Here is a 26,114-nt window from a genome sequence, read left to right on the forward strand (position 1 = left end):
GCTCGCCCCGTCCTAGGCGGCGTCGGCCTCCAGGGCCTTGACCAGCACCGCCGCCTGGGTGCGGCTATAGCATTCGAGCTTCTTGAGAATCGCCGTCACATGGACCTTGACGGTGTTCTCGGCCAGACCCAGCTCATGGGCAATCTGCTTGTTGAGCAGGCCATCGGCCAGGCACATCAGGACGCGAAACTGCTGGGGCGTGAGCTGGGCCAGCTTGGCGGCCAGCGCCGCATCGGCATCCGAGCTCTCGGCCGCCATCGGAGGAAACCAGCTGCCGCCATCGAGCACCGTGGCAATCGCCGCTGCAATCGACTCGGCCGGCGAGGACTTGGGGATGAAGCCCACGGCGCCGAACTGCTGGGCGCGCCGGATCACGCGCGGATGGTCGTTGGACGAGATCACGATGACCGGGATCTCCGGGTACTCGCCGCGCACATGGAGCAAGGCGGAAAAGCCCCGTGTGCCGGGCATGCTCAGATCCAGCAGCACCAGGTCGGCCTGGGGATGCTGCTCCAGACAACTGCCCAGCGTGGCCGCGCTGGCCGCTTCGAGCACACGGGCCCCGGGCATGGACTCGCGCAGCACATGGATTACGGCGGCACGAAACAGGGGGTGGTCATCAGCGACCAAAAGCGTGGGCTCAAGCATGGTGCAAAGTCTGGCACGACTCTCGCGGGCCCCGGCCCTGGCGGAGCTGCATTTTGCTGAAAAAACCGTGACTCTCGCTCCAGCCGGCAGCCATCGTGAGAGGCACGCTTCTTGCATGAAAGCGTGCAGGAAAAAGGGCGGAGAAAACTGCAGCCAATCTGTGATCAACAAACCACAGTGGGCTGCAAATATGCATTCTCAGGCCTTTGCCGAAGAAGCATCTGCGCTTTAATACGCGGCTTGTAACAAGTGCCTCCCGGAATTCGCCCCAGCGCCCCGAGAGCCAGGGGTGAAAACACCGCTGCCATGGCTTGCCACCTGGGCCAGCGCGCCAGCCGTCTTCACTCTCAAGCCCGACCCTGGCTTGCTTGAGCCACTTCATCCGCATACAGAAAGACTTCTCATATGAAAAACACGTTGATCGCCCTGACTTCAGCCCTGGCCTGCGCGGGCGCGGCCCAGGCCCAGAGCTCGGTACAGTTCACGGGGCTCATGGATGCCTATGCGGGCTCCATGCGCATGGCCGGCGATGCCGGCAGCAAAGGCGTTGTCGGCTCCGGCGGCATGACCACCTCCTGGTGGGGCATGAAGGGCCAGGAAGACCTGGGCGGCGGCCTCAAGGCAGATTTTTTGCTGACCTCGTTTTTGCGCGTGGACACGGGCGAGCCCGGCCGCTTCGGCGGTGATCCCTTCTTCTCGCGCGATGCCAATGTGGGCCTGAGCGGCGGCTTCGGCAGCCTGCGCCTGGGTCGCGGCATTGCGCCCAACTTCCTGCCCACCATCAGCACCAACCCCTTCGGCGACTCCTTCACCATCTCTCCCCTGGTGCTGCACGCCAACATGGGCACGGGCGGCTGGGGCTCGGACAATCTGACCACACCGGCCGATACCGGCTGGAGCAACCAGATCGTCTACTCCACACCCAGCTTTGGCGGCCTCTCGGCGAATGTGCACTACCAGTTCGGCGAACAGGCCGGCAACTCGGGCAAGAAGAATGTGGGCGTGAACGCCATGTACTCGGGCGGCCCGCTGAGCCTGACCGCGTTCTACGAGCGCGCCCAGATCAGCAACCCCGTCAGCCTGGCCCTCATGCCCACCAAGACCGACTGGATGCTGGGCGGCAGCTACAACTTCGTTGTGGCCAAGCTCTACGCGACCTACGGTCAGGCCAAGGTCAGCGACCAGGACCGCAAGAACAGCACCTACTCCCTGGGACTGGATCTGCCCGTGGGCGCAGGCTCGATCAAGGCCGCCTGGGCGCATACCAAGGCCGAAGTCGCGAGCAGCAGCACCAAGCGCGATACCTACAGCGTGGGCTACGACCACTTCCTGTCCAAGCGCACCGACGTCTACGCCGTGCTCATGCACGATCGCGTGACGGATCTGAAATCGGGCACCAGCGTGATCGGCGGCATTCGCCATCGCTTCTAAATCATGAGCTGCTAGCGCTTGCTGCTACTGGGTTTCAGATAGAAAACCATCTGAAATCCAATCAGGGCAGGCGCTAGCAGCTCATATTTTCATGGCTTCCGTGCGCAGCGACGGCAGCCTGGCCGGCTCTTCAGTACTGCAGTTCGGGGGAAGCCAATACCTGGTGGGCCACCACATCCAGCACGGGATGGGGAAGCTCCTGGCGGTCTATCCAGACCTTGGGGGTAAAGCTGCCGCGCAAGGCCACGGCATCGCCCTCAACGAGGCAGCGCAAACGCTCGCAGGCCTCGGTATCAAACGCCACGACATTCACCGGCACCGAAGATCCATCGGAGGCCTCGGAGCGCATGCGCGCCACCATGAAGGGGCGACGATTGCGATCACTGCGGTGCTCGGGCGTACCGGTCAGTCGGCCGGTAATCAATCCATCCATCATCTGAGAAAAGTAAGAAAAAGATTCGTTGCAAAAAGCGCCGATTGTAAACTGATCCGCCCCGGCAAGACGGGAGCCAGGCCCCCGAAAGCCCCCTGGCTCCCGCCTTGGCGCAGGCGCGTCGGCCACCTCGGCTTGCGCCCGCCACGGCCACCGCAAGCCCTGCCGAGGCCGCCAGCAGGCGGTGGCACTTTTGCGGAGTCAATGGATTCAAAAAACCGGATCGGATAGCCCTGGCTGCTCAGGTGCTAACTCTCCACACGATTCCTGCCGCCGTGTTTTGCCCGGTAAAGCATTTCATCCGCGCGCTTCAAGACTGCCGACATGTCCTCGGAGTCCTCAGGCCAGCTCGCAATGCCCAGAGAGATGGTGATCTGCCCCACGCCCTCGAAGTCTGCAGACGCGACGCGCTGGCGCAGTCTCTCGGCAACCTGCAATGCCGCCGGCTTGTTCGTGCTCGGCAAAATGACGAGAAATTCCTCGCCCCCCACCCGGCAGGGCAGATCATCCACGCGGGAAACCGCTTTCATGTGCCGGGCCAGCTCGCGCAGCACCAGATCGCCCGCGCCGTGCCCGTGGCTGTCATTGACCTTCTTGAAATGATCGATGTCTATGGAGATGACTGAAAAGGGCAGCCCGGAGAGCTGATGACTCTGGAGAGCTGCCTCCAGGCCACGGCGATTGGCCAGATGGGTCAAAGGATCGGTTTCCGCATCTTCGCGCAGGCGCCGGATTCTTTGATGGAGCAAGGAAACTCCGAGCAGCATGGCCTTCTTCAACTCCTGGGATTCGAAATACCAGGATCTGATTTTCTGGATCCGGCTCTCTGCCCCGGGCTCGCCCATGGTCTGCGCGCCATCGGCGAGCATTCTCAAGGGCCTGGCCACCTGTTTCGCGCACCACCATATGAGCACGAATGACAGCAAGGCCATGGGCAATGTCTTGGAGAGCACCTGCCACATCAAGGCCTCCAGAGGCGCCAGAGTGATCTGCATCGGCCTTTGGGCAACCACACCCCATCCCGTGGCCGTCACAATCGCATAGCCGGCCACCATCTCCACGCCATGGCTGTTGCGCACGACCTCGCTGCCCGACTGCCCTTTGGCGATCTTCTCGATCACGGCATTCCCCGAAACCGTGCTCCCCACCCTCTTTACATCGGGGTGGTAAATCAGCTTGCCATGGGAGTCCACGACATACAGATAAGAGCCGTCCTTGTGATAATGCTGTCCCAGCAGACGATTCAAAATACTTTCCTGATTCAGATAGATTGTTCCGCCTATAGCGCCGAGATATTCTCCACTCTTGCTGAATATGGGATGAGAAATAAAAACCAGCAGATTGCCTATGCTTGAGACATAGGATTCGCTAACCATGGGCTCTTTTTGCTCCATGGCCTCCAATACTCCTGGCGAACTCAGCTTCCTGCCTGTCAGGCTCAAGGTTTCCGGCGACGAGGCCAGCACGTTCGCCTGGGCATCCAGAATGACGACCGAATTGAAGCTGTCCGTCTGGGTCTTCAGTCTTTCAGCCTCTTCCCTCAAGCGGCCTGCGTCATCGAAGTGATCCCCGATGATGCTCGAGCTCACCGAAAGCTGCTGCCTCGCCAGCTTGAGAAAATCATTCGTGCTTTTTGCCAGCTTGGTTGAATAAACCAGATTGCTTTGCATGACGCTATCTATCAGCTGCTGACGCTGGACAGAATAGGTCGCATAAAACGTATTTACCAGAGAAACGAAGGCACTGGCCATCGTCAATAATATTATGAGGCGCCGCAGATCCATTCTCAGGATGGATTTGTTCTTCATAAAAACCCCAATAACACCTCAGACAATCAAGAAAAGCCCGAGAAATGTATGGGATATTGGTTTCGCATATCTCTCGAAGCAGGAGCACTCTACTTCACAGGTCAACATCCTTGAAAAAATTGACCCTGCCCGAAAAAGTGTCAATTTTTTACAAAAACTGCCGAGACCAGGGCTAACGGTTTTCAAGCCCCCAGTGGCGCAACCCCGGCAGCGCCGCCCGGGCGGCCTCGTAGCCCGCATCGATTGCTTCACGTGCGCGGTGAAAGTCCAGCAGGCCCAGCTGCGCCAGCCGGGGCGCGATCACGAGCTCGGGTGGATCGCCGGCCAGGCGGCTGCGCGTGATGCGCATCTGCATGATGTTCACGCTGACCATGACCACGTCGAGCAGGGAAGGCGTGGGCGGCAGGCTGCTGGTGACCTCGTCGCTGCGCGGCTGACCCGGCATCCAGGACATCACGCCTTGCTGCAGCCTGCGCATCCAGGCCATGTTCTGGGCCGGCTCTTCGGCGTCCGGCACGGCCTGTTCTCCATCGGGCAGCTCAGTCTCTTGCTCGCCCTCCAGCGGTCTCAGGTGACGGCGCATGATGTCGGCATTCAGATCCACGGCGATCACGATGTCGGCCCCCATGGCACGCGCCAAAGAAGTGGGAACGGGATTGACGATGCCGCCGTCCACGAGCAGCCGCTGATCGCGGTACACGGGCGTGAACAGACCCGGCAGCGCGATCGAGGCGCGCACGGCATCCGCAATCGAGCCCTTGCGCAGCCAGACCTCGGCGCCCGAATGCAGGTCCGTGGCCACGGCACCGAAAGGCGTGGCCAGGTCTTCGATGGCCGAATCCACGAAATTCTCGCGCCAGAACGAGATCAGCTTCTCGCCCTTGAGCATGCCGCCTGTGATGTTGAAGTCCATGAAGCCCAGCACCTTGCGCATGCCCAGCCCCAGCACCCAGTCCTCGAAACGCTGCATCTCGCCAGCCGCATACGAGGCCCCGACCAGCGCTCCGATGGAGGAGCCGCAGACGATGTCGGGCTTGAGGCCCGCCTCCAGCAGCGCGCGCAGCACGCCGAAGTGCGCCCAGCCACGTGCCGAACCACTGCCCAGAACCAGGCCCAGCTTGGGCTTGCGCGGCACCAAAGGCATCAAAGCTCTCCTGTTTGCAGCAGCGCCTGCATGCCGGCTTCGTCAAGCACGGGCAGGCCCAGCTCCTGGGCCTTGGCGAGCTTGCTGCCGGCCTCCGCGCCGGCGACCACGCAAAAGGTCTTCTTGCTCACCGAGCCCGAAACCTTGGCTCCCGCAGCCTCCAGCATTTCCTTGGCCTGATCGCGGCTGAGCGTGGGCAGGGTGCCCGTGAGCACCACGCTCTTGCCGGCCAGCACCTGGGCTCCCAGCTCGCGCTGCGCGCCCTCCTCCCAGTGCACGCCGCAGGCGCGCAGCTGCTCCACGACCTCGCGGTTATGGGGCTGGGCAAAAAAGGTGTGGATGCTGGCTGCGACCACGGGGCCTATGTCGCGCACCTGCAAGAGCTGCTCGACCTCGGCAGCCATGATGGCGTCCAGGCTGCCGAAGTGGCGCGCCAGATCCTTGGCCGTGGTCTCGCCCACATGGCGCAGCCCCAAGCCGAACAGAAAGCGGGCCAGCGTGGTGCTTTTGGATTTCTCCAGTGCGTCCAGCAGGTTTTGCGCCGATTTTTCGCCCATACGCTCCAGCGAGGCCAGGGCCACCAGGCCCAGACGGTAGAGATCGGGCAGGCTGCGGACCACGGCGCCATCCACGAGCTGGTCGACGATCTTGTCGCCCAGGCCCTCGATATCCATGGCCCGGCGCGCCGCGAAATGCAGCAAGGCCTCCTTGCGCTGGGCCGGGCAGAACAGCCCGCCCGTGCAGCGGTGGTTGGCTTCGCCCTTTTCGCGCACCACGGCGCTGCCGCAGATCGGGCAGCTTGCGGGCATGCGGAAATTGGGCACATAGGCCGCACGCGTGCCGGCGACCTTGCCGACCACCTCGGGAATCACATCCCCTGCGCGGCGCACGATGACGGTATCGCCGACGCGCACGCGCTTTTTGCGGATCTCGAACAGGTTGTGCAGCGTGGCATTGGTCACGATGACGCCACCCACGGCCACGGGCGCGAGCCGCGCCACGGGCGTGAGCTTGCCCGTGCGGCCAACCTGCACGTCCAGGCCTTCCATGCGCGTGGGCATTTCCTCAGCCGGGTATTTGTGGGCCACGGCCCAGCGCGGCTCGCGCGTCACAAAGCCCAGTTGGCGCTGCAGGGCCAGGCTGTTGACCTTGTAGACCACGCCGTCGATCTCATAGGGCAGATCGGCTCGATCGGCGCCCATGCGCTCGTGAAAAGCTATCAGATCAGGAGCGCCTTGCGCAATGCAGACCTGGGGTGCAACCGGAAAACCCCATGATTTTAGGGCCTGCAGCATTGCATAGTGGGTTGCGAAATCCGGCCCCCCATGGGCGGGCGGTGTGATCTCGCCCAGGCCGTAGGCAAAAAAGGACAGCGGCCTCTGGGCCGAAATGCCCGAGTCGAGCTGGCGCACCGAGCCTGCAGCCGCATTGCGCGGATTCGCAAAGCTCTTGGCGCCTGCGGCCTGCTGGCGCGCATTGAGCCTGACGAAATCGGCGCGCCGCATGTAGACCTCGCCACGCACCTCGACCACGGGCGGCACGCCTGCATCCCGGGGCAGGCTCAACGGGATCTGCCGAATCGCGCGGATGTTGTGCGTCACATCCTCGCCGATCTCGCCGTCACCGCGCGTCGTGGCCTGCAGCAGCACGCCGTTCTCATAGCGCAGATTCATGGCCAGGCCGTCGAACTTGGGCTCGGCCACATACTCGACCAGGGGCGCCGACTCATCGAGTTCCAGCTCGCGGCGCACGCGTGCATCAAAGGCCTGGGCGCCCGTGGCCTCGTTGTCGGTTTCCGTGCGTATGCTGAGCATGGGCACCGCATGGCGCACGGGCGCAAGACCGTCGAGCACGGCGCCGATCACGCGCTGCGTGGGCGAGTCCGGCGTGACCAGCGAGGGATAGGCTCCTTCGAGCGCCTGCAGCTGCTGGAATACGCGGTCGTATTCGCCATCGGGCACGCTGGGCTCGTCAAGCACATAGTATTCATGCGCCCATTGGTTGAGCTGCGCGCGCAGCTGCTGCAGCTTGAACAAGACCTTGTCGGGAACGACAGGTGCGGGCGCAGACTCATGCGCGCCCGAGAACAAATCCAGGTTGTTGGTCATTGAGGGCCGAAAGAGAAGGCCGAGGCGGACTCGCCTCAGCTGAACAGCCGGCGCGCAAGCACCGAGCCGGCGGACAGCTCGCGGCTGTCGAGCTTGTCGTAGAGCTGCTCCAGGTCCTGGGCAATCGGGTCCAGGGCCATGGCCGGCAGCAGGTAGCCATTTTGGTCGCACAGCACGCCATCCATGGCCTGGCACAGGTTCTGCGTCACCTCGCGCAGCCGCGCAAACGGCTGCTCTTCGCGCGCCACCAAAGGCACATCCAGGCTCAGCATGAACTCGCGCACCACCGAGGAGTCGAGATCGTCGGCCATGGCGGCCTGGGGATCGTAGTTGAGCACCAGCACCGGCGGCAGGCCTGCCATGGCTGCAGGCAAGACCATGCGCCCCGGCATGGAGCCGGGCACAAAGCCTTCGCGCGCAGCGGCCTGCTGCACATAGCCTGCGCTCCAGGAAGCCTGGCGGGCGCGCAGCATGAAGCTCAGCTGGGCGTCATGCTCGCTCGCGAACTGGTCGAGCTCTCTGGCGCGCGCAACCTCGTCGAGCATGTCGGGCATGTCGGGAGCCGCGCCGAGCGCATCGGCAAAGCGCTGCACCTTGGCGACGAACTCCGAGAACTCGATCTCGTTGAGCGCCCCCGTGCGGTTGGCCAGCTGCACGCCGGCCTGAAAGCCCACATAGCGCTGACCGGCCTGCAGCCGCTCCCAGCACTGGGTCTGCTCGTTCATGCCCTCGATGGCAAACGGCTTGTTGCCCGCACGCCGGGTCGCAGGCTGGGCCTGCAGCGCCAGCTCGCCGGGCACGGCCTGGCCCACGGCGACCGGGGCAATGGCGTAGATCAGGGCATCCAGCCCCGCACGGCGCTCGGCCACCACGCCCACAAGGGCCGCATCGTCGAGCCGTGGCTCCTGCGGTCCGGCATCGCCCGCCGCAGGAGCGGGCCGGCTTTCCTGGGCAGGCGGCTCGGCCTGCTCCAAGGCCTGCTCCTGAATGCGGCGCAGCTCGTCTTCCTGCTGCACGAGCAGGGCCAGCTCGGCATCGGTCTGGGCAAAGCGGTCAACCACCTTCGGCTGGCCCGTACCGAAGTCGCCCAGCATGGGCTCGCGCAGACTTTGCGTGAGATCGGGACCATGGCCTACGGTGTCCATTCCGGGTTCGTGGCGCGAGGGATCGCGCGAGGCTTCGTCCAGGGGCTGGGCGCGCCTGGGGGCATTGCGGCGCGCGGTCCAGTTGTTGTAGGCAAAGATCAAGGCCAGCAACACAAGGCCTATGACCGCCAGACTGATTTGCAAGGTACTCATGACAGGAAACGGCAATCCAACCGGGATTCAAAAATTTGCGGGCAGGCTCTCAGGATAGCTCAGCCATGGACAGGGCGGACTCCATATCCACCGCCACGATGCGAGAAACGCCTTGTTCCTGCATGGTCACGCCGATCAACTGCTTGGCCATTTCCATGGCAATCTTGTTGTGGCTGATGAACAGAAACTGCGTGCCGCTGCTCATGCTGGCCACGAGCTTGGCATAGCGCTCGGTATTCGCATCGTCCAGCGGCGCGTCCACCTCGTCGAGCAGACAGAACGGCGCGGGGTTGAGCTGGAAGATCGCGAACACCAGCGCAATCGCGGTCAGCGCCTTCTCTCCGCCCGAGAGCAGATGAATGGTCTGGTTTTTCTTGCCCGGGGGCTGGGCGATGACCTGCACGCCCGAGTCGAGGATTTCGTCGCCCGTGATCACCAACTTGGCCTGGCCGCCGCCGAACAGCTCGGGGAACATGCGGCCAAAGTGCCGGTTCACGGTCTCGAAGGTCCCGGACAGCAGCTCGCGGGTTTCGGCGTCGATCTTGCGGATCGCCTCCTCCAGCGTGTCCATGGCCTGGGTCAGGTCCAGCACCTGTGCGTCCAGAAAGGTCTTGCGCTCGCGCGCCAGCGTCAGCTCATCGAGCGCCGCGAGGTTGACCGCGCCAAGCGCCGCAATCTCGCGGTGCAGCCTGTCGATCTCGCCCTGCAGGCCGTGCAGGCGCACATTGGCTTCGGCAATCGACTGGGCCACGGCAGCCAGATCAGCCCCGGCTTCTTCAAGAAGATTCGCATACTGCTCCAGCCCCAGGCGTGCGGCCTGCTCCTTGAGCTGGAATTCGGTAATGCGCTGACGCAGCGGGTCCAGCGCTTTCTCCAGCGACTGGCGGCGCTCGTCGCTGGCGCGCAGCTTGTTGGTCAGGTCGTCGTATTCGCTGCGGCGCGCGGCCACGGCCTGCTCGCGCTGCATCTTCAGATCCAGCGCATCCTGCAGGCCGCCCTGGGCCGCGGCATCCGTCAGGCGCGCAAGCTCGTCCTGGGCACGCTGCTGCTCTTCGGCCAGGGAGCGCGCCTGCTGGCTTGCAGTCTCTATCGTGCGGCTCAGCTCGCCTCGGCGCGCCTCCAGACTGCGACGCGAGAAAGTGGCCTCCTGGGCCTGGCGCTCGAGCGTGCGCAATTGCTCGCGCGATTCGTTGAGGCGGCGCTCGGCCTCCAGCACCTTGTCGCCCAGTTGGGCATGGCGCTCCTGGCTGTCGGCCAGTTGCATGTCCAGCTCTTCAAACCGGGCCTCGGCAGTCACGCGCCGCTCCTCGATATCCGACAGCTGGGCCTCGACTTCCGACAGGTCGGCGCTGATCTGGGCATTGCGCGCCCGGGCCTGCTCGGCCATCTGGGACAGGCGCAAGGTCTCCACCTGCAGCTCGTGGGCCCGGCTCTGCGATTCGCTGGCCTCGCGCCGCGCCGAGACCAGGCGCTGCGAGGCCTCGGCATAAGCGCTTTCGGCGCGCACCAGGGCCGAGCGCGATTCGTCGGCGATCAAGGCCTGGGCACGTACCTCCTTTTCCAGGTGCTCGATTTCCTGGGCCCGGGCCAGCATGCCCGACTGCTCCGAGTCCTGGGCATAAAAGCTCACGCTGTGCTGGCTGACCGCATGGCCCGTGGGCACATACACCGTCTCGCCGGGCTGCAGTTGGGCCCGCAGAGCCAGGGCCTCGTCCAGCGTGGCTGCGGTATGGCAGCCGCTGAGCCAGTTCGTCAGCACGGCCAGCAGGCCCGCATGGTTTACGCGCAACAGATCCGACAGCCGTGGAAAGCGCCCGCCCTCCGGGGCCTGGGCCGCCTGGGGCGGACTGAAGAATGCCAGCCGCGCGGGCGGCGCGTCCTGCCCGCCTGCGCCCAGAAAGCCGCGCACCATGTCCAGGCGCCCGACTTCGAGCGCGGCCAGGCGCTCGCGCAGCGCAGCTTCCAGCGCATTCTCCCAGCCGGGCTCGATGGCGATGCGGCTCCACAGGCCTTGCATGCCGTCCAGACCGTGCTTGGCCAGCCAGGGCTGGAGCTTGCCATCGGTCTTGAGCTTTTCCTGCAAGGCCTTGAGGGCTTCGAGCCGCGCCGACAGATCCGCCTGGCGCGCAGCTTCCTGGTTCACGGCCTGCTGGCGCTCGCGCCGCTCTTCGTCGAGCTGGGGCACGGACTCCTGCAGCTCGTTGAGCACGGCGTCCGCCATTTCGGCCAACTCCTGGGCTTCGGCCAGCTGGGCCTGGAGGTTGGCCAGACGCGCCTCGTCAGGCGCCTGCAAGGCATTGCGGTCGGCGCGCAGGCGCTCGAAGCGGCCTTCGAGCTGGCGGCGCTGCTCTTCCAGGCTGCGCTGCTCGGCAGCCAGCACCTGGATTTGCTGCTGCACCTGGACCACGCTGGTGCGCTGCTCGGTATCGGCTTTTTGCGCGGCGCGCAGCCCGTCCTCCAGATCGGGCAGGCGCATGCCCTGCTCTTCGACCTGGGCAGCCAACAGCTCGGCCTGCTCCTCGGCATCCATGCCCGCACCTTCGAGGTTTTCTATCTCGCCCCGGGCCTCTTCGCTGCGGTTGTTCCACAGCAGCACCTGCTCGGCCAGTTGCTGCAGGCGCTGCTGCACGCGCTGGCGGCCTTCGACCACGTAGCGGATCTCGGCCTCCAGCCGCCCGACCTCGGCCGTGGCCTCGTAGAGCTTGGCCTGGGCCTGGTTGACCTGGTCGCTGGCGTCGTAATGCGCCTGGCGCAGGGTCTCCAGCCCGCTTTCGTTGTTGCGGATGTCGGCCATGCGCTCTTCGAGCTCGTTGACGGCCTTGAGGCCTTCGATGCGCACACTGTCCTGCTCGACCTCGGCATCGGCCTTCTTCAGAAACCACAGCTGATGCTGCTTGAGCGTGACCTGGTCATTGAGCGCGTTGTACCGGGCCGCGACCTCGGCCTGCTTTTCGAGCTTTTCGAGGTTGGCATTGAGCTCGCGCAGAATGTCTTCCACACGCGTGAGGTTCTCGTGGGTCGCCGAGAGCCGGTTCTCGGTCTCGCGCCGGCGCTCCTTGTACTTGGAGACGCCTGCGGCCTCCTCCAGAAAAAGGCGCAGCTCTTCGGGCCGGGACTCGATGATGCGGCTGATCGTGCCCTGGCCGATGATGGCGTAGGCGCGCGGCCCCAGGCCCGTGCCCAGGAAAACGTCCTGCACGTCGCGCCGGCGCACGGCCTGGTTGTTGATGAAGTAGCTGCTGTTGCCCTCGCGCGTGAGCACGCGCTTGACCGCGATTTCCGCGAACTGCCCCCACTGTCCGCCCGCGCGGTGGTCGCTGTTGTCGAACGTGAGCTCCACGCTCGCGCGGCTTGCAGGCTTTCTGTGCGTCGTGCCGTTGAAGATCACGTCCTGCATGGACTCGCCGCGCAGCTCGCTGGCCTTGGACTCGCCCAGCACCCAGCGCACGGCGTCCATGATGTTGGACTTTCCGCAACCATTGGGCCCGACCACGCCGACCAGTTGGCCGGGCAGCACGAAGTTGGTGGGCTCGGCAAAGGACTTGAAGCCGGACAGCTTGATCGAATTCAGGCGCACAGTGCGTAGCGGATAGGTTTAGCGGCGTCGAGAGGACCGGGTGGGGTTGAACAAACAGTCACGGATGATAACGCGCCCCATGGGCCGGCATGGCTCACCCCGGTCAAGGCCCGGCACAAATGCCGTATCAGAAGAAAAAAATGGGTCTTTTTGGCCTCTAGCCCTTACCCAGAAAGCGCTACCAGCTACTTTAAAAGGAGCATTTTATTCAGGGTTGGCAAGCGACGCTTGCAGCCCTGCAGGTCAAAGCTCGCGCGGCGCAAACGCGATCAAGCCCATGCCCACGAGACAGACCAGCACGCCGGCCCAGTCCCAGGCCGTGGGCTTGATGCCGTCGACCAGCCACAGCCAGACCAGGGCCACCGAGACATAGACCCCGCCATAGGCCGCATAGACCCGGCCGGCCGCAGCCGGATGCAGGGTCAGCAGCCAGACAAAGGCCAGCAGGCTGAGTGCTGCCGGCAGCAGCAGCCAGACGCTGGCGCCCTGGCGCAGCCAGAGCCAGGGCAGATAGCAGCCAAGGATCTCGGCCACTGCCGTGGCCGCAAACAGGCCCAGGGTCTTGAGAACGCTCATTGCACACCACCCAGGTCCTGGGACCGGCCCCAGGTCTGAGGCATGGGCTGCTGGGCTGCCAGTTGCACCAGGGCCTCGAAGCGCTCCACAGGCACCGGGGGACTGGACAGAAAGCCCTGCCACGCATGGCATTGATGGACTTCAAGAAAGCGGCGCTGGGCCTCGGTCTCCACGCCTTCGGCCATGACCTGCAGGCCCAGGCTGGTTCCGAGGGCAACAATGGTGCGCGCGATGGCTGCATCGTTGGCGTCGCTGAGCACATCGCGCACAAAACTGCTGTCTATCTTGAGCTGGTCCAGCGGCAGGCGCTTGAGATAGACCAGCGATGAATAGCCGGTGCCGAAGTCGTCCAGGGCAAAGCCCACACCGTAGGCCTTGAGCTGGGCCATCTTGGCCGCCGTGTCGTCCATGTCGGAGAGCAGCAGGCTCTCCGTGAGTTCGAGCTTGAGTCGGTAGGGGTTCACGCCATGGGCGTTCATGGCCTGCAGCACCTGGTCGACGAACTGGTCCATGTGAAACTGGCGCGCGCTCACATTCACGGCCAACACCATCTCCTGCATCTGCGGAAGGCGCGACCAGGCCTGCAACTGGCGGCAGGCCTCGTTGAGCACCCACTCGCCGAGCGGCTGGATCAGGCCGGTCTCCTCGGCCAGGGGAATGAAGGCATTCGGCGAAATAAAGCCCCGGCGCGGATGCTTCCAGCGCAGCAGGCCCTCGGCGCCCACGATGCGCCCCCGTTCGACCTGGGGCTGGTAATGCAGCACGAACTGGCTCTGGGCCAGCCCCTCGTGCATTTCCTGCTCCATGGCCGTGCGTGCGCGCAGCACGGCCTGCAGCTCGGGATCGAAAAACTGCAAGGTATTGCGACCCTGGCCCTTGGCCTGGTACATGGCCATCTCGGCGCCTCTGAGCACCTCGTCGGAACCCATGTCCTGGTCGCCAAAGATATTGATGCCCACACTGAACGTGACCCTGCAGGACTGCCCGACCACCGAGAAGGGCTCGCGCAAGGCGGCGCGCATGCGCTGGATCTCGCCCTCCAGATGGGCTGCCGCCTGTACGGAGTCGGCACCCAGATCCTCGAACAGCATGACGAAATCATCGCCCCCATAGCGCGAGATCGTGACCGTCTCGCCCCAGAGCTGCACCAGCCTCTGACCGATCTGCCGCAGCAGGGCATCGCCCTTCTCCAGTCCCAGGGAGTCGTTCAGGCTCTTGAAGTTATCGGCATCGAGCAGCAGCACGGCGCCACAGCGCAGGCGCCGCCGGCTCGATCCCAGACATTGCTGCAGCCGGTCGACGAGCAAGCGCCGATTGGGCAGGCCTGTCAAGGGATCGTAGAAAGCCAGGCGGTGGATCTCTTCCTCGGCCAGCTTGTACTGGCTCTGGTCCTGAAGAATCAGCAGGCAGCCCTCATCCAGCAGCAGCCCTCCGACCATGATGCAGCGGCGCACCCCGTCGCGCCCTCTGAGCTCATACTCCTCGGGCTTGAGCGCGCCTGCTGTCGGATCCTCGCTGCGGGGACGGCTTCTCTCGGCCTCAAGACGGCGCTGCATGCGCTGCACTTTTTGCGGATCGCCCTCCATGGCGCCCCACCAGCTTTGCCAGTCCATGCTCGGCCATCGGCTGCCATGACCGGCCAGACGCAGAAACTCGTCGTTCCAGTACGCAAAGCGCCCGCCCGTCTCGACCATGGCCAGCCCCAAGGGCAGGCGCTGAATCACGCTGCGCAAATGACGAACGCCATCACTGCGCAGTTGACGCAGCAGATAGCGGTCGCTTGCATCCTGGACCAGGGACAGCAAGCGAACGCCTTCCTCGCCTTCACTGAGTACGCAGACATGAATATCCACCCAGACCAGCTCGCCGCTCTTGCAACGCAGGCGTCGCTCAAGATGCAACTCCTTGAGCTCCCCAACTGCCATGCGCCGCATGAGCTCCTTATCGCCCTCGACTTCATCGGCATGCAACATGTCCAGAGCCTGCATCTGGCGCAGTTCCTGGGCCGTATAGCCGACGATGTCGCAAAAGCGCCGATTGACCTGCAGCAACCGGCCCTGGCCGGCATCCACATGGGCCACGCCCACTGCAGCCTGCTCGAACAATTGCCCGAAACGCGCCTCCGCCTCGCGCAAGACCGCCGTGGGCCTACCGCCTGCGCCATGGCGCCGGCTCCAAAGCGACCGAATGGCTACAAGCATGCGCTGTGGCAAAGAGGACATGGAGTGGATTGGGCGGTAAACAGAGTCGTCGCAGGAGCAGGCAGACTCTAGCCCAAGAGCAGGAGCCGCCTTCACGGAACTGAGCAGGCAGGAACGAAACCAGAGCAGGCCCGGGAACCGATCAAGATCAGTTCATGCAGACCCCATCCTACAAGAGCTCCATACGAGACTGGCCGTACACGGAATGAATAGATACCGTGTTAACCCCTAGAAATAGCAGACAGCCATGGTACTCGATACAAATACCCTTGACCTCCAACAACTTCAGGCTGCCGCTGCACCATAAGGCACAAAGCCGCTCTCGTTCTCATTGATCCGCAGCGGCTTGCCCACGAATGGGAAGGCCCTCTGCGGGCAGACATTGCGCTCGCAGACCTTGCAGCCCATGCCAATGGGCGTGGCTGCGTGGATGTCGCGCAAATCCAGCCCCTTGGAATAGACGAGCTGGGCCGCATGCTGCAAGTCGCAGCCCAGGCCTATGGAGAAGGTCTTTCCCGGTGCACCAAAGCCCTGACCGTCATGGCTGATGCAGCGCGCAATCCACAGATAGACCCGGCCATCGGGCATGGAGGCCAGTTGGGGCAGGATGCGGCCCGGCTGGGCAAAGGCCTCGTAGACGTTCCACAGCGGACAGGTTCCGCCGGTCTTGGAAAAGTGAAAGTGCGTGGCCGACTGGCGCTTGGAGATGTTGCCGGCCCGGTCCACGCGTATGAAGAAAAAAGGCACGCCCGGGGCCTCGGGCCGCTGCAAGGTCGACAGGCGGTGGCATACGGTCTCGAAACCCACGCCGAATTGCCGCCCCAGCAAGTCGATGTCATAGCCCAGGCCTTGGGCGGCCTGCAAGAACGGCCCATAGGGCAGAACCAGAGCCCCGGCCACATAGTTCGCCAGACCGACAGCGGCCAGCCGCCGCGTGGCCTCGTCCTGCCAGGTCGCGGTCTGCAGTTCGGCCTCGATCAGGCCCGCGAGCTCGATCAGGGCCAACTGGGTGGCAAGCTGAAATGCCTGCTGTGCCGGGCTCAGCTGCGGAGCGATGAACAGGCTGCGGCTTTGTGGCTCGTAATGTCTGTGCCGCCCCCCATGCTCGCCCATGCCGCGCACCACCTGCACGCCATGCGAGGCCATGAGCCGCTGCTGCAGCCAGTCCTGCAGGCTGCCGCCATGTGCGCGCGCCTGGGCGGCCAGGGCTTCGGCGGCACGATCCAGGCCATCGAAGTAATTGCGGTGCGCAAAGAAGAAGTCGCGCACGGCCTCGAAAGGCATTTGCCGCACCACGCCGGCCAGGAGTGCATTGCCGCTCTCCTCCTCGCTGCGCCCGTCACCCAGGCGGCTGGCCAGGGCCTCGATGCGCTCCACATCCACGGCATGGCGCCTGTGCATGGCAACCAGGGCCCGGGCCAGATGCGGCATCTTGCTCGCGGCCTCGCGCAGCTCGGGCAGCGGGACTGCCGCTTCGGCCTGGGGCAGGACCGCCACCGCATCACGCAGCTGAGCCAGCAGCCTGGCTTCCTCATCCTCGGAAAACTGCTGGATATCCACGCCCAGCAGTTTGTGGATCTTGAGCAGCACGGCCACGGTCAGAGGCCGCTGGTCCTGCTCTAGCTGATTCAGATAGCTGGGCGACAGGCCCAGGGTCTGGGCCATGGCCGCCTGGGTCAGGCCACGTTCGGCGCGCAGGCTGCGCAAGCGCAGGCCCATGAAAGTCTTGGCCACGGATAAAGCTCCTGGTTCATTCGTTGCGGGCATTGGCTGGATAAGAAATTTGCAAACTTCGCAAACTTCCGTTTTTTTCTTCGCCATCATTCGCCAATTCAGGTCTTTCACTGAATGCAGCGAATGCGTAGATTGCGAAGTATCGCAGGCTGCAAGCACTGAACGCAAGCATGCAGCCCGGGCTTTTCCCATCTACGAATCCAAGGAGAACTTTGCAATGACCGCCCCCACCGATACCGCCGCCAGCAGCTTCAAACCCAAGAAATCCGTGGCACTCTCCGGCGTGACCGCCGGCAACACCGCGCTGTGCACCGTAGGCAAGACCGGCAACGACCTGCACTACCGCGGCTACGACATCCTGGACATCGCCGAAGTCTGCGAATTCGAGGAAATTGCCCATCTGCTGGTACATGGCAAGCTGCCCACGCGCGCCGAACTGCGTGCCTACAAGACCAAGCTCAAGGCCTTGCGCGGCCTGCCCGCCAACGTCAAGGTGGCGCTGGAGCAACTGCCTGCAGCCAGCCACCCCATGGACGTGATGCGCACCGGTGTCTCGGCCCTGGGTTGCGCCCTGCCCGAGAAGGACGACCACAACCTGCCCGGTGCGCGCGATATCGCCGACCAGCTCATGGCATCGCTGGGCTCCATGCTGCTGTACTGGTACCACTTCAGCCATAGCGGCCGCCGCATCGAGGTCGAGACCGACGATGACTCGATTGGCGCCCACTTCCTGCACCTGCTGCACGGCCAAAAGCCCAGCGCCGACTGGGAGCGGGCCATGCACACTTCGCTCAACCTCTATGCCGAGCATGAGTTCAACGCCTCCACCTTCACGGCCCGCGTGGTGGCCGGCACGGGCAGCGACATGTACTCGGCGATCACGGGCGCCATTGGCGCGCTGCGCGGCCCCAAGCATGGCGGCGCCAACGAGGTCGCCTTCGAGATTCAGAAGCGCTACGACAACCCCGACCAGGCCGAGGCCGACATCCGCCGCCGCGTGGAAGCCAAGGAAGTCGTGATCGGCTTCGGCCACCCGGTCTACACGATCAGCGACCCGCGCAACGTGGTCATCAAGGGCGTGGCCAAGCGCCTGTCCGACGAAGCCGGCTCGACCAAGATGTACGACATTGCCGACCGCCTCGAGGCCGTGATGTGGGATGCCAAGAAGATGTTTCCCAACCTCGACTGGTTCAGTGCCGTCAGCTACCACATGATGGGCGTGCCCACGGCCATGTTCACACCGCTGTTCGTGATCGCGCGCACCAGCGGCTGGGCGGCGCACATCATCGAGCAGCGCCAGGACAACAAGATCATCCGCCCCAGCGCCAACTACATCGGCCCGGACGATCTGGAGTTCACTCCCATAGACGCACGCCAATGAACGTCCGGCCGCTGCAACCTCACTCTTTGTGCATTGCCATTGCCGACAAGCTGCGCGAGCTGATTCTCGCGCACCGCCTGCCGCCCGGCAGTGCGGTCAACGATGGCGATCTGGCCCGGGAGTTCGGCGTGAGCCGCACCCCCGTGCGCGAGGCGATGAAGCTCTTGTGCCATGAAGGCCTGCTCACGGCCCAGGCCAGGCGCGGCATGAGCGTGACCGTGCTGAGCCCGGCCCAGATCGAGGAGGCCCGGCGCCTGCACGCGCTGCTGGGTGAGTTGCTGCAGCGCCATGACAGCGAGAACACGCCTCAGGAGCTGACGCGCAGCATGCACGGCCTGGCCCAGGCCAGGCTGCAACTGGCTCAGGGCTCAGACCCTGCCGAAAATCAATTCTGAAATGAATACTTCAATTCAGAAGCAGAATTGAAACAACCTTGAGCCCTTGGCGGCCCCAGACTTCGATCCGGGCCCGCCCCCTCCAAGGCCGGCCAGCCTTTGCCCATGCACCCTCATGGGCAAGTCCGCCATGGCACGCTGTTTGCATTACGAGAGCTGCAACCCCATAACGCCGGCCTTTGCCTTTTTCGAGCCCGCCCCATGAATACCTCATACCGCCAGCCCCTGCCAGGCACCGACCTGCAGTTCTTCAACGCCCAGGCAGCCGTCGAGGCCATCCGCCCCGGAGCCTGGAGCCGCCTGCCCTACACCTCGCGCGTACATGCCGAGAATCTGGTGCGCCGCTGCGAGCCAGCTCTGCTCACCGAGTGCCTCACGCAGATCGTGGAGCGCAAGCGCGAGCGCGACTTTCCCTGGTTTCCCGCACGCGTGGTCTGCCACGACATCCTGGGCCAGACGGCCCTGGTCGATCTCGCCGGCCTGCGCGATGCGATTGCCGATCAAGGGGGCGATCCTGCCGCCGTGAACCCGGTCGTGCCCGTGCAGCTCATCGTCGACCACTCGCTGGCCGTGGAATGCGGCGGCTATGACCCGCAGGCGTTCGAGAAGAACCGCGCCATCGAGGACCGGCGCAACGAGGATCGCTTTCACTTCATCGACTGGTGCAAGCGCGCGTTCAAGAACGTGGAGGTCATCCCTCCGGGCAACGGCATCATGCACCAGATCAACCTGGAGCGAATGAGCCCCGTGATCCATGCCGACAACGGCATTGCCTACCCCGACACCCTGGTCGGCACCGACAGCCATACGCCGCATGTGGACGCCCTGGGCGTGATCGCCGTGGGCGTGGGCGGGCTGGAGGCCGAAAACGTGATGCTCGGCCGCGCTTCCTGGATGCGCCTGCCCGAGATCGTGGGCGTCAGGCTCACGGGCCGCCGCCAAAGCGGCATCACGGCCACGGACATCGTGCTCGCGCTCACCGAATTCCTGCGCCAGCAAAGAGTCGTGGGCGCCTATCTGGAATTCCATGGCGAAGGCGCCCGCAGCCTCACGATTGGCGACCGCGCCACCATCTCCAACATGGCGCCCGAATACGGCGCCACGGCCGCGCTGTTCGCGATCGACGAGCAAACTCTTGACTATCTGAGGCTTACGGGACGCACGCCCGAGCAGATCGCCCTGGTCGAGACCTATGCACGCGAAGCCGGCCTGTGGGCCGATGCGCTGCAGGCCGCCGAGTACGAGCGCGATCTGGAGTTCGATCTCTCCAGCGTGGTACGCAACATGGCCGGCCCTTCCAACCCGCACGCACGCGTGGCCACGGCTGACCTGGCCGCCAAGGGCATTGCCGGCGCCTGGACGCAGGACGGCTCGTCCATGCCCGACGGCGCCGTGATCATTGCCGCCATCACCAGTTGCACCAACACCAGCAACCCGCGCAACGTGATCGCCGCCGGCCTGCTGGCGCGCAACGCCAACCGTCTGGGGCTTGTACGCAAGCCCTGGGTCAAGTCGTCGCTGGCCCCGGGCTCCAAGACCGTGGCCCTGTACCTTGAGGAAGCCGGCCTGCAGTCCGAGCTGGAGCAACTGGGCTTTGGCGTCGTGGCCTTTGCCTGCACCACCTGCAACGGCATGAGCGGCGCGCTGGACCCCGCGATTCAGCAAGAGATCATCGACCGCGACCTCTACACCACGGCCGTGCTCTCGGGTAACCGCAACTTCGACGGCCGCATCCATCCCTATGCCAAGCAGGCCTTTCTGGCTTCGCCGCCCCTGGTCGTGGCCTATGCGATCGCGGGCACCATACGCTTCGACATAGAAAACGATGTGCTGGGCCTGTACGAGGGGCGCGAGATCCGCCTCAAGGACATCTGGCCCAGCGACGAGGAAATCGACGCCGTGGCCAATGCCTCGGTCAAGCCCGAGCAATTTCGCACCGTCTACGAGCCCATGTTCGCCATCCATGCGGACAGCGGCATCAGCGAGAGCCCGCTCTACGACTGGCGCCCGCAGTCGACCTATATCCGCCGCCCGCCCTACTGGGAAGGCGCGCTGGCCGGCGAGCGCACGCTGCGCGGCATGCGCCCCCTGGCCATCCTGCCGGACAACATCACCACCGACCACCTGTCGCCGTCCAACGCCATCATGCTGAACTCGGCCGCTGGCGAGTACCTCGCCAAGATGGGCCTGCCCGAGGAGGACTTCAACTCCTACGCCACGCACCGCGGCGACCACCTGACGGCCCAGCGCGCGACCTTCGCCAACCCCAAGCTGTTCAATGAAATGGTGGTCGATGGCGAGGGCAAGGTGCGCCAGGGTTCGCTGGCCCGCGTCGAGCCCGAAGGCCAGGTCATGCGCATGTGGGAGGCCATCGAGACCTACATGAACCGCAAGCAGCCGCTGATCATCATTGCCGGCGCCGACTACGGCCAGGGCAGCTCGCGCGACTGGGCCGCCAAGGGCGTTCGCCTGGCCGGCGTGGAGGCGATTGCGGCCGAGGGCTTTGAGCGCATTCACCGCACCAACCTCATAGGCATGGGCGTGCTGCCGCTGGAGTTCCTGCCCGGCACCACGCGCCACACGCTGCACCTGGATGGCACCGAGACCTTCGACGTGGTCGGCCAGCGCCAGCCAGGCGCCCAGCTCACGCTGCACATCTACCGCACGACCGGCGCACGCACCGAAGTGCCCGTGCTGTGTCGCCTGGATACCGCAGAGGAAGTGTCGATCTATGAAGCCGGCGGCGTATTGCAGCGCTTCGCCCAGGACTTTCTGGCCGAGAATTCCAAGCAAAAAACGCCTGTAGCGCATACCTGAAAAGCGCAAGCAGCTATCAAAAATGGAGTATCCAGCATGAACCCAGCACCACAGCTGCGCATTGCCGCAACCTATCTGCGCGGCGGCACGAGCAAGGGCGTGTTCTTCAGCCTGCAAGACCTGCCCGAGGCTGCGCGCCAGCCCGGCAAGCTGCGCGACGCCATCTTGCTGCGCACCCTGGGCAGCCCCGACCCCTACGGCAAGCAGATTGACGGCATGGGCAATGCATCGTCCAGCACCAGCAAGGCCGTGATCCTGAGCAAGAGCACACGCGCGGATCACGACGTGGACTATCTGTTCGGCCAGGTGTCCATAGACCAGGCCTTTGTGGACTGGAGCGGCAACTGCGGCAATCTCTCGGCTGCCGTCGGCCCTTGCGCCATCCACATGGGCCTGATCGATGCGGCGCGTATCCCCCAGGACGGCATCGCCACGCTACGCATCTGGCAGGCCAACATCGGCAAGACCATCGTCGCCCATGTGCCCATCACCAACGGCCAGGTTCAGGAGACCGGCGACTTCGAGCTCGACGGCGTGACCTTTGCTGCGGCCGAGGTGGCACTGGAGTTCATCGACCCCGCCGATGAAGGCGAGGATGGCGGCGCCATGTTCCCCACCGGCAATCTCGTGGACCGGCTGGACGTGCCCGGCGTGGGCAGCTTTGCGGCCACCCTCATCAATGCGGGCATACCCACGATCTTCCTCAACGCCAAGGACCTCGGCTATACGGGCTGCGAGCTGCAGGAGGCCATCAACTCCGACCCCGAAGCCCTGGCACGCTTCGAGGCCATACGCGCCCAGGGCGCCCTGCAGATGGGTTTGATCAAGAACCTGAGCGAGGCCGCCACGCGCCAGCACACGCCCAAGGTCGCCTTTGTGGCGCCCCCTGCCGGCTACACCGCATCCAGCGGCAAGCACATCGAGGCAGGCGACGTGGACCTGCTGGTGCGCGCCCTCTCCATGGGCAAGCTGCACCACGCCATGATGGGCACGGCTGCCGTGGCCATTGGCACGGCAGCGGCCGTGCCCGGCACGCTGGTCAACCTCGCGGCGGGCGGCGGCCAGCGCAGTCAGGTGCGCTTTGGCCATCCTTCGGGCACGCTGCGCGTGGGCGCCGAAGCCCGACAGGAAACAGGCCCCAACGGCCCCGAGTGGAAAGTCACCAAGGCCTTGATGAGCCGCAGTGCACGCATTCTCATGGAGGGCTGGATTCGCGTGCCGCAGCCTACTCTTTGAGTCTGCGCCACAGCGTCGCCCTGCTGATGCCCAGCACCTCGCAGGCGCGGCGCTGATCGCCGTGAACTTGCTGCAGCACCTCGCGCACTCGTTCACGCTCAGCCGTGAGCCGCGCCTGCCTGAGGCTGGGCTCGGGCTCCAGCTTTTGCGCCCCTTCGGCGCAAGACGCGCCCCCTACCTCGCGCCATGCCAGCTCGGGAAACAGCTCCAGCAGGCTGGTCTTGAGGCCCTGCTCCCTGACTCCCAGTAAATCCTGTCGGCAGGCCAGCAGCCGGGCCACCCAGTTATCCAGCTCACGCGCATTGCCGGGCCAGGCATGTCCCTCGGCCATCTCAAGCAGCGTCTGCAGCACACGCCGCAAGCCATCAGCCTGGTCCACACCAACCGCCCCCAGCCTCTGATGGAGCATGGCTGCCGCCATGGCGGCCACGTCCTCGGCGCCCCGCTGGGCCAGGCCCGGGGTCTGCAACCGAAGCACCGCGAGGCGGTAGTAGAGATCGCGGCGGAACTCGCCACGCTCCACCAAGGCCTGCAGGTCGGCATGGGTGGCGGCAATCACGCGCAAGTCCACGGGCACGGGCGTGGTTGCGCCCACACGCAATACCTCGCGCTCCTGCAGCACGCGCAGCAATCGCGATTGCAGGGCCAGAGGCATGTCGCCGATCTCGTCGAGAAACAGCGTGCCGGTGTGCGCAGCCTCGATGAGTCCGGTCTTGCCGCCGCGCCGGGCCCCTGTGAAAGCGCCTTCGTCATAGCCGAACAGCTCACTCTCCAGCAGACTCTCGCCCAGAGCCGCGCAGTTCACGGCCAGAAAGGGCTGGGCCGCACGCGCACTGGCGCGGTGAATGCCCTGGGCCACCAGCTCCTTGCCCGTGCCGCTCTCGCCCTGGATGAGCACGGTGGCATCGCTGGCCGCAAACTGCCGCGCCAGGCTGCGCACGCGCCTGGCCGCCGCGCTGTCGCCCGCGTAATCCTCTATGCGCCAGCGCACGCCCGCGCCGCGCTGGCCGGCGCTGGCGCGCAGGCTGCGGTCGGCTCGCTGAATCGTTGCCTGGTCGCGGCAGACCAGCAGGGCACCGGCCAATTGCCCGTTTTCCACGATGGGCGCACGCCGTACGGACAGGGTGCGCAAGGCCAGTTGCACCACCTCTTCGCTGGCCTCGCCCTCGCGCAGCCGCCCCTGCAGCACCAGGCCTGCACCCAGGACCGGCGCCACCTCGTCCAGCCTGCGTCCATGCAGAGCAGCCATGGGAGTCCCCAGCAAAGCCGCCATGGTGGAGTTCAAGGCCTGGATCCGCCCCTGGGCATCGACGGCGACCACGCCGTCCTGCAACTGGCCGAGCACGCTTTCCAGGCGCTGATGACGCGCACGCTCTGCATGGCGGTGGCGCGCCAGCAGCACGGCATCACGCAGAGCCTGTAGAACAGCCCCGTCCGAATACAAAAGCACGCTGGGGATGCCGGCCTGCTCGGCAAGCTCGGCCACCAGACCCGGCGCCACCACGGCGCCCACGTCCTGCTCGCGCAAGGACTGCACACAGGCCTTGGCATCTTCGGGCCCGCTGTAACTGAACTGGACGATGCCCGTGCCGAATTGCGCCTCGAACTGCTGGAGCTGATCCGATATCTGGTCGAAAGACACCAGACCGATGCTGGCCCGCGCGCCCTGCTCGGCCCTGGCGCCGGCCGCGCGCTCCGCGAGAACACGCGCCTGGGCCAGAGCCTGGAGCAGGTCGAAGCCACCCACCTCGATCATGACCACGGGAATGTCCAGGCGCTCGCGCAGCCAGGCGCCGCTGGCTCCGGCCACCACCAGGGCGTCCACGGGCTGGGCCGCATGCAAGGCCTCGACGGCCTGCACGGCCTCGTCGAAAGATGCGCTCACATGCTCCACACGCACCTGATCGCTGACCGCCGAGGCCATGCGCTCCAACACCTGGCCCAGTCGATGGCGCCCCACGGTCAGCACCAGAGGCAGGCTTTTGCCAAAACCCGGGGGAGCGACAGTCTGCAGCATGGAACGTGTTTCATTCATGAAAGTGATTATTTCATCAATGCAACACAAGCCGGGTTTTTTGCAGTCCTCACGCAGCAAAAGCCCTTTTTCGCGACCTGATGCGCCTGCTCTTCTCATTGGCACGGGGCTTGCAACACCCATGCCATGACAAGGCCACGGCCTCTGTGCAACCCCAACACCATCTCTCACATGAACACCAAACAGCAACTCAAAACCCTTGCCCAAGCCCGCCGTGGCGTCATTGTTCCTGGAGCATTCAACGCCATGTCGGCGCGCGTGGTCGCCGACATGGGCTTTGAAGCCATTTATGTGACGGGCGCCGGCGTGACGAATATGTGGTTCGGTTTGCCCGATCAGGCCTTCATGGGGCTGACCGATATTGCAGACCATACGGCGCGCATTCGTGAAGCCGTGGAGCTGCCGCTGATCGTCGATGCCGACACAGGTTTTGGCAACGCGCTCAACACCTACCATGCCGTGCGCACATTGGAGCGCGCAGGTGCCGACTGCATTCAGCTTGAAGACCAGATCAGCCCCAAGCGCTGCGGCCACTTCAGCGGCAAGGAGGTCATCTCCACCGAGGAAATGCTGGGCAAGATCAAGGCCGCCGTGGATGCGCGCCGCGACCAGGGCACCATGATCATGGCGCGCACCGACGCCTGTGCCACCCAGGGCTTCGAGGCCGCCGTGGAACGCGCAGCACGCTTTGCCGAAGCCGGAGCCGACATCCTGTTCGTGGAAGCCGTGACCACCGCCGAGGAAATCCGTGCCCTGCCCCAGCGCCTGCCCCAGCCCCAGCTCATGAACATGGTCATTGGCGGAAAAACGCCCATCACCGATGCCGGAGCCCTGGCCGATCTCGGCTATGGCTTCGTGCTCTATGCCAACGCTGCCCTGCAAGGCGCCGTGGCCGGCATGCAAAAAGCCCTGACCCAATTGCGCAACGAGCGCAAGGTGGATGAAGACCCCAACGTGGTCACCCCCTTCGCCGAGCGCCAGCGTCTGGTCAACAAGCCCTTCTGGGATGGGCTGGAGAAAAAATACCAATAACCGCCGCCGATATGGCGGCGAGCGTGCACGGCAAAGAGCATCTCACTGCCGTGCACTCGTTTGCCTTCAAGGCTCCGAATCTTGCGCCATAGCCCAGCGGGTATGCAGGCCGACATCAACGCAAGCAAAGGGTAATCCTTGCAATCAACAGCGGACTCCGGGCTCAGAACGTGTTTACGATCTCCTCGGTGCCGCGCCAGTGTCTTTGCGGGATGGGATACGAGGCGCGACACCGCAGCAATAGCCGTGCTATTGCGAGG

General features: G+C 64.7%; 17 protein-coding genes. 6 read left to right on the forward strand and 11 right to left on the reverse strand.

Features of this window, described 5'->3' with window-relative positions; all coding sequences use genetic code 11:
- Positions 1 to 12: 12 nt before the first annotated feature.
- Entirely contained in the window at positions 13 to 648 is a 636-nt protein-coding gene (locus G486_RS0100305) for a response regulator (protein WP_027013734.1), read from the reverse strand.
- Positions 649 to 1,053: 405 nt separating this feature from the next.
- On the opposite strand from G486_RS0100305, the gene G486_RS0100310 reads away from it, so the two are divergent.
- Positions 1,054 to 2,079 carry a porin gene (locus G486_RS0100310; protein WP_027013735.1) on the forward strand — a complete coding sequence of 342 codons (1,026 nt, stop codon included), beginning with the start codon at positions 1,054 to 1,056 and terminating at the stop codon, positions 2,077 to 2,079.
- Positions 2,080 to 2,209: 130 nt separating this feature from the next.
- Here the strand turns inward: G486_RS0100310 and G486_RS0100315 are convergent, their stop codons facing one another.
- The 9 genes from G486_RS0100315 to G486_RS0100355 all read right to left on the reverse strand — a co-directional run bounded on the left by G486_RS0100315 (position 2,210) and on the right by G486_RS0100355 (position 16,958).
- Positions 2,210 to 2,512, reverse strand: coding sequence for a single-stranded DNA-binding protein (locus tag G486_RS0100315; RefSeq protein WP_245587212.1), 303 nt, complete (start codon positions 2,510 to 2,512; stop codon positions 2,210 to 2,212).
- 248 nt (positions 2,513 to 2,760) lie between these two features.
- Positions 2,761 to 4,320 (reverse strand): sensor domain-containing diguanylate cyclase, encoded by a 1,560-nt coding sequence (locus G486_RS0100320; RefSeq protein ID WP_027013737.1) that lies wholly within the window; start codon positions 4,318 to 4,320, stop codon positions 2,761 to 2,763.
- A 172-nt stretch (positions 4,321 to 4,492) separates the two neighbouring features.
- Complete coding sequence (locus tag G486_RS0100325; protein ID WP_027013738.1) at positions 4,493 to 5,464, reverse strand: patatin-like phospholipase family protein; 972 nt, start codon at positions 5,462 to 5,464, stop codon at positions 4,493 to 4,495.
- Positions 5,464 to 7,572 carry an NAD-dependent DNA ligase LigA gene (gene ligA, locus G486_RS0100330; RefSeq protein WP_027013739.1) on the reverse strand — a complete coding sequence of 703 codons (2,109 nt, stop codon included), beginning with the start codon at positions 7,570 to 7,572 and terminating at the stop codon, positions 5,464 to 5,466. Before ligA ends, G486_RS0100325 begins: the two co-directional genes overlap by 1 nt.
- A gap of 35 nt (positions 7,573 to 7,607) precedes the next feature.
- Positions 7,608 to 8,870 (reverse strand): cell division protein FtsZ, encoded by a 1,263-nt coding sequence (locus G486_RS0100335; protein ID WP_027013740.1) that lies wholly within the window; start codon positions 8,868 to 8,870, stop codon positions 7,608 to 7,610.
- 49 nt (positions 8,871 to 8,919) lie between these two features.
- Positions 8,920 to 12,447: a chromosome segregation protein SMC gene (gene smc, locus G486_RS0100340; RefSeq protein ID WP_027013741.1), complete on the reverse strand. Its 3,528-nt coding sequence runs from the start codon at positions 12,445 to 12,447 to the stop codon at positions 8,920 to 8,922.
- A gap of 243 nt (positions 12,448 to 12,690) precedes the next feature.
- Entirely contained in the window at positions 12,691 to 13,023 is a 333-nt protein-coding gene (locus G486_RS23840; protein WP_027013742.1) for a YnfA family protein, read from the reverse strand.
- A complete protein-coding gene (locus tag G486_RS21215; RefSeq protein ID WP_156919812.1) occupies positions 13,020 to 15,245 on the reverse strand; it encodes a putative bifunctional diguanylate cyclase/phosphodiesterase in 2,226 nt (741 codons plus the stop codon). Before G486_RS21215 ends, G486_RS23840 begins: the two co-directional genes overlap by 4 nt.
- Before the next feature lie 264 nt (positions 15,246 to 15,509).
- Complete coding sequence (locus tag G486_RS0100355) at positions 15,510 to 16,958, reverse strand: short-chain fatty acyl-CoA regulator family protein (protein WP_027013743.1); 1,449 nt, start codon at positions 16,956 to 16,958, stop codon at positions 15,510 to 15,512.
- Between the two features lie 217 nt (positions 16,959 to 17,175).
- Between G486_RS0100355 and prpC the strand changes: the two genes are divergently transcribed.
- The 4 genes from prpC (at position 17,176) to prpF (ending at position 22,787) form a co-directional block, all read left to right on the forward strand.
- Positions 17,176 to 18,339 (forward strand): bifunctional 2-methylcitrate synthase/citrate synthase, encoded by a 1,164-nt coding sequence (gene prpC, locus G486_RS0100360; protein ID WP_027013744.1) that lies wholly within the window; start codon positions 17,176 to 17,178, stop codon positions 18,337 to 18,339.
- Positions 18,336 to 18,734: a GntR family transcriptional regulator gene (locus G486_RS21220; protein WP_084454920.1), complete on the forward strand. Its 399-nt coding sequence runs from the start codon at positions 18,336 to 18,338 to the stop codon at positions 18,732 to 18,734. Before prpC ends, G486_RS21220 begins: the two co-directional genes overlap by 4 nt.
- Positions 18,735 to 18,935: 201 nt before the next feature.
- Entirely contained in the window at positions 18,936 to 21,551 is a 2,616-nt protein-coding gene (acnD, locus tag G486_RS0100375; protein WP_027013745.1) for a Fe/S-dependent 2-methylisocitrate dehydratase AcnD, read from the forward strand.
- Between the two features lie 36 nt (positions 21,552 to 21,587).
- Positions 21,588 to 22,787 (forward strand): 2-methylaconitate cis-trans isomerase PrpF, encoded by a 1,200-nt coding sequence (gene prpF, locus G486_RS0100380; RefSeq protein ID WP_027013746.1) that lies wholly within the window; start codon positions 21,588 to 21,590, stop codon positions 22,785 to 22,787.
- On the opposite strand, the gene prpR is transcribed toward prpF, so the two are convergent.
- Complete coding sequence (gene prpR / locus G486_RS0100385) at positions 22,777 to 24,822, reverse strand: propionate catabolism operon regulatory protein PrpR (protein ID WP_084454922.1); 2,046 nt, start codon at positions 24,820 to 24,822, stop codon at positions 22,777 to 22,779. The two genes, prpF and prpR, sit on opposite strands and share 11 nt — an antisense overlap.
- 171 nt (positions 24,823 to 24,993) lie before the next feature.
- Between prpR and G486_RS0100390 the strand changes: the two genes are divergently transcribed.
- Positions 24,994 to 25,854 carry an isocitrate lyase/PEP mutase family protein gene (locus tag G486_RS0100390; RefSeq protein WP_027013748.1) on the forward strand — a complete coding sequence of 287 codons (861 nt, stop codon included), beginning with the start codon at positions 24,994 to 24,996 and terminating at the stop codon, positions 25,852 to 25,854.
- The last annotated feature ends 260 nt before the right edge of the window (positions 25,855 to 26,114 follow it).

The sequence above is a fragment of the Comamonas composti DSM 21721 genome (assembly GCF_000429845.1).
Lineage (GTDB): Bacteria > Pseudomonadota > Gammaproteobacteria > Burkholderiales > Burkholderiaceae_C > Comamonas > Comamonas composti.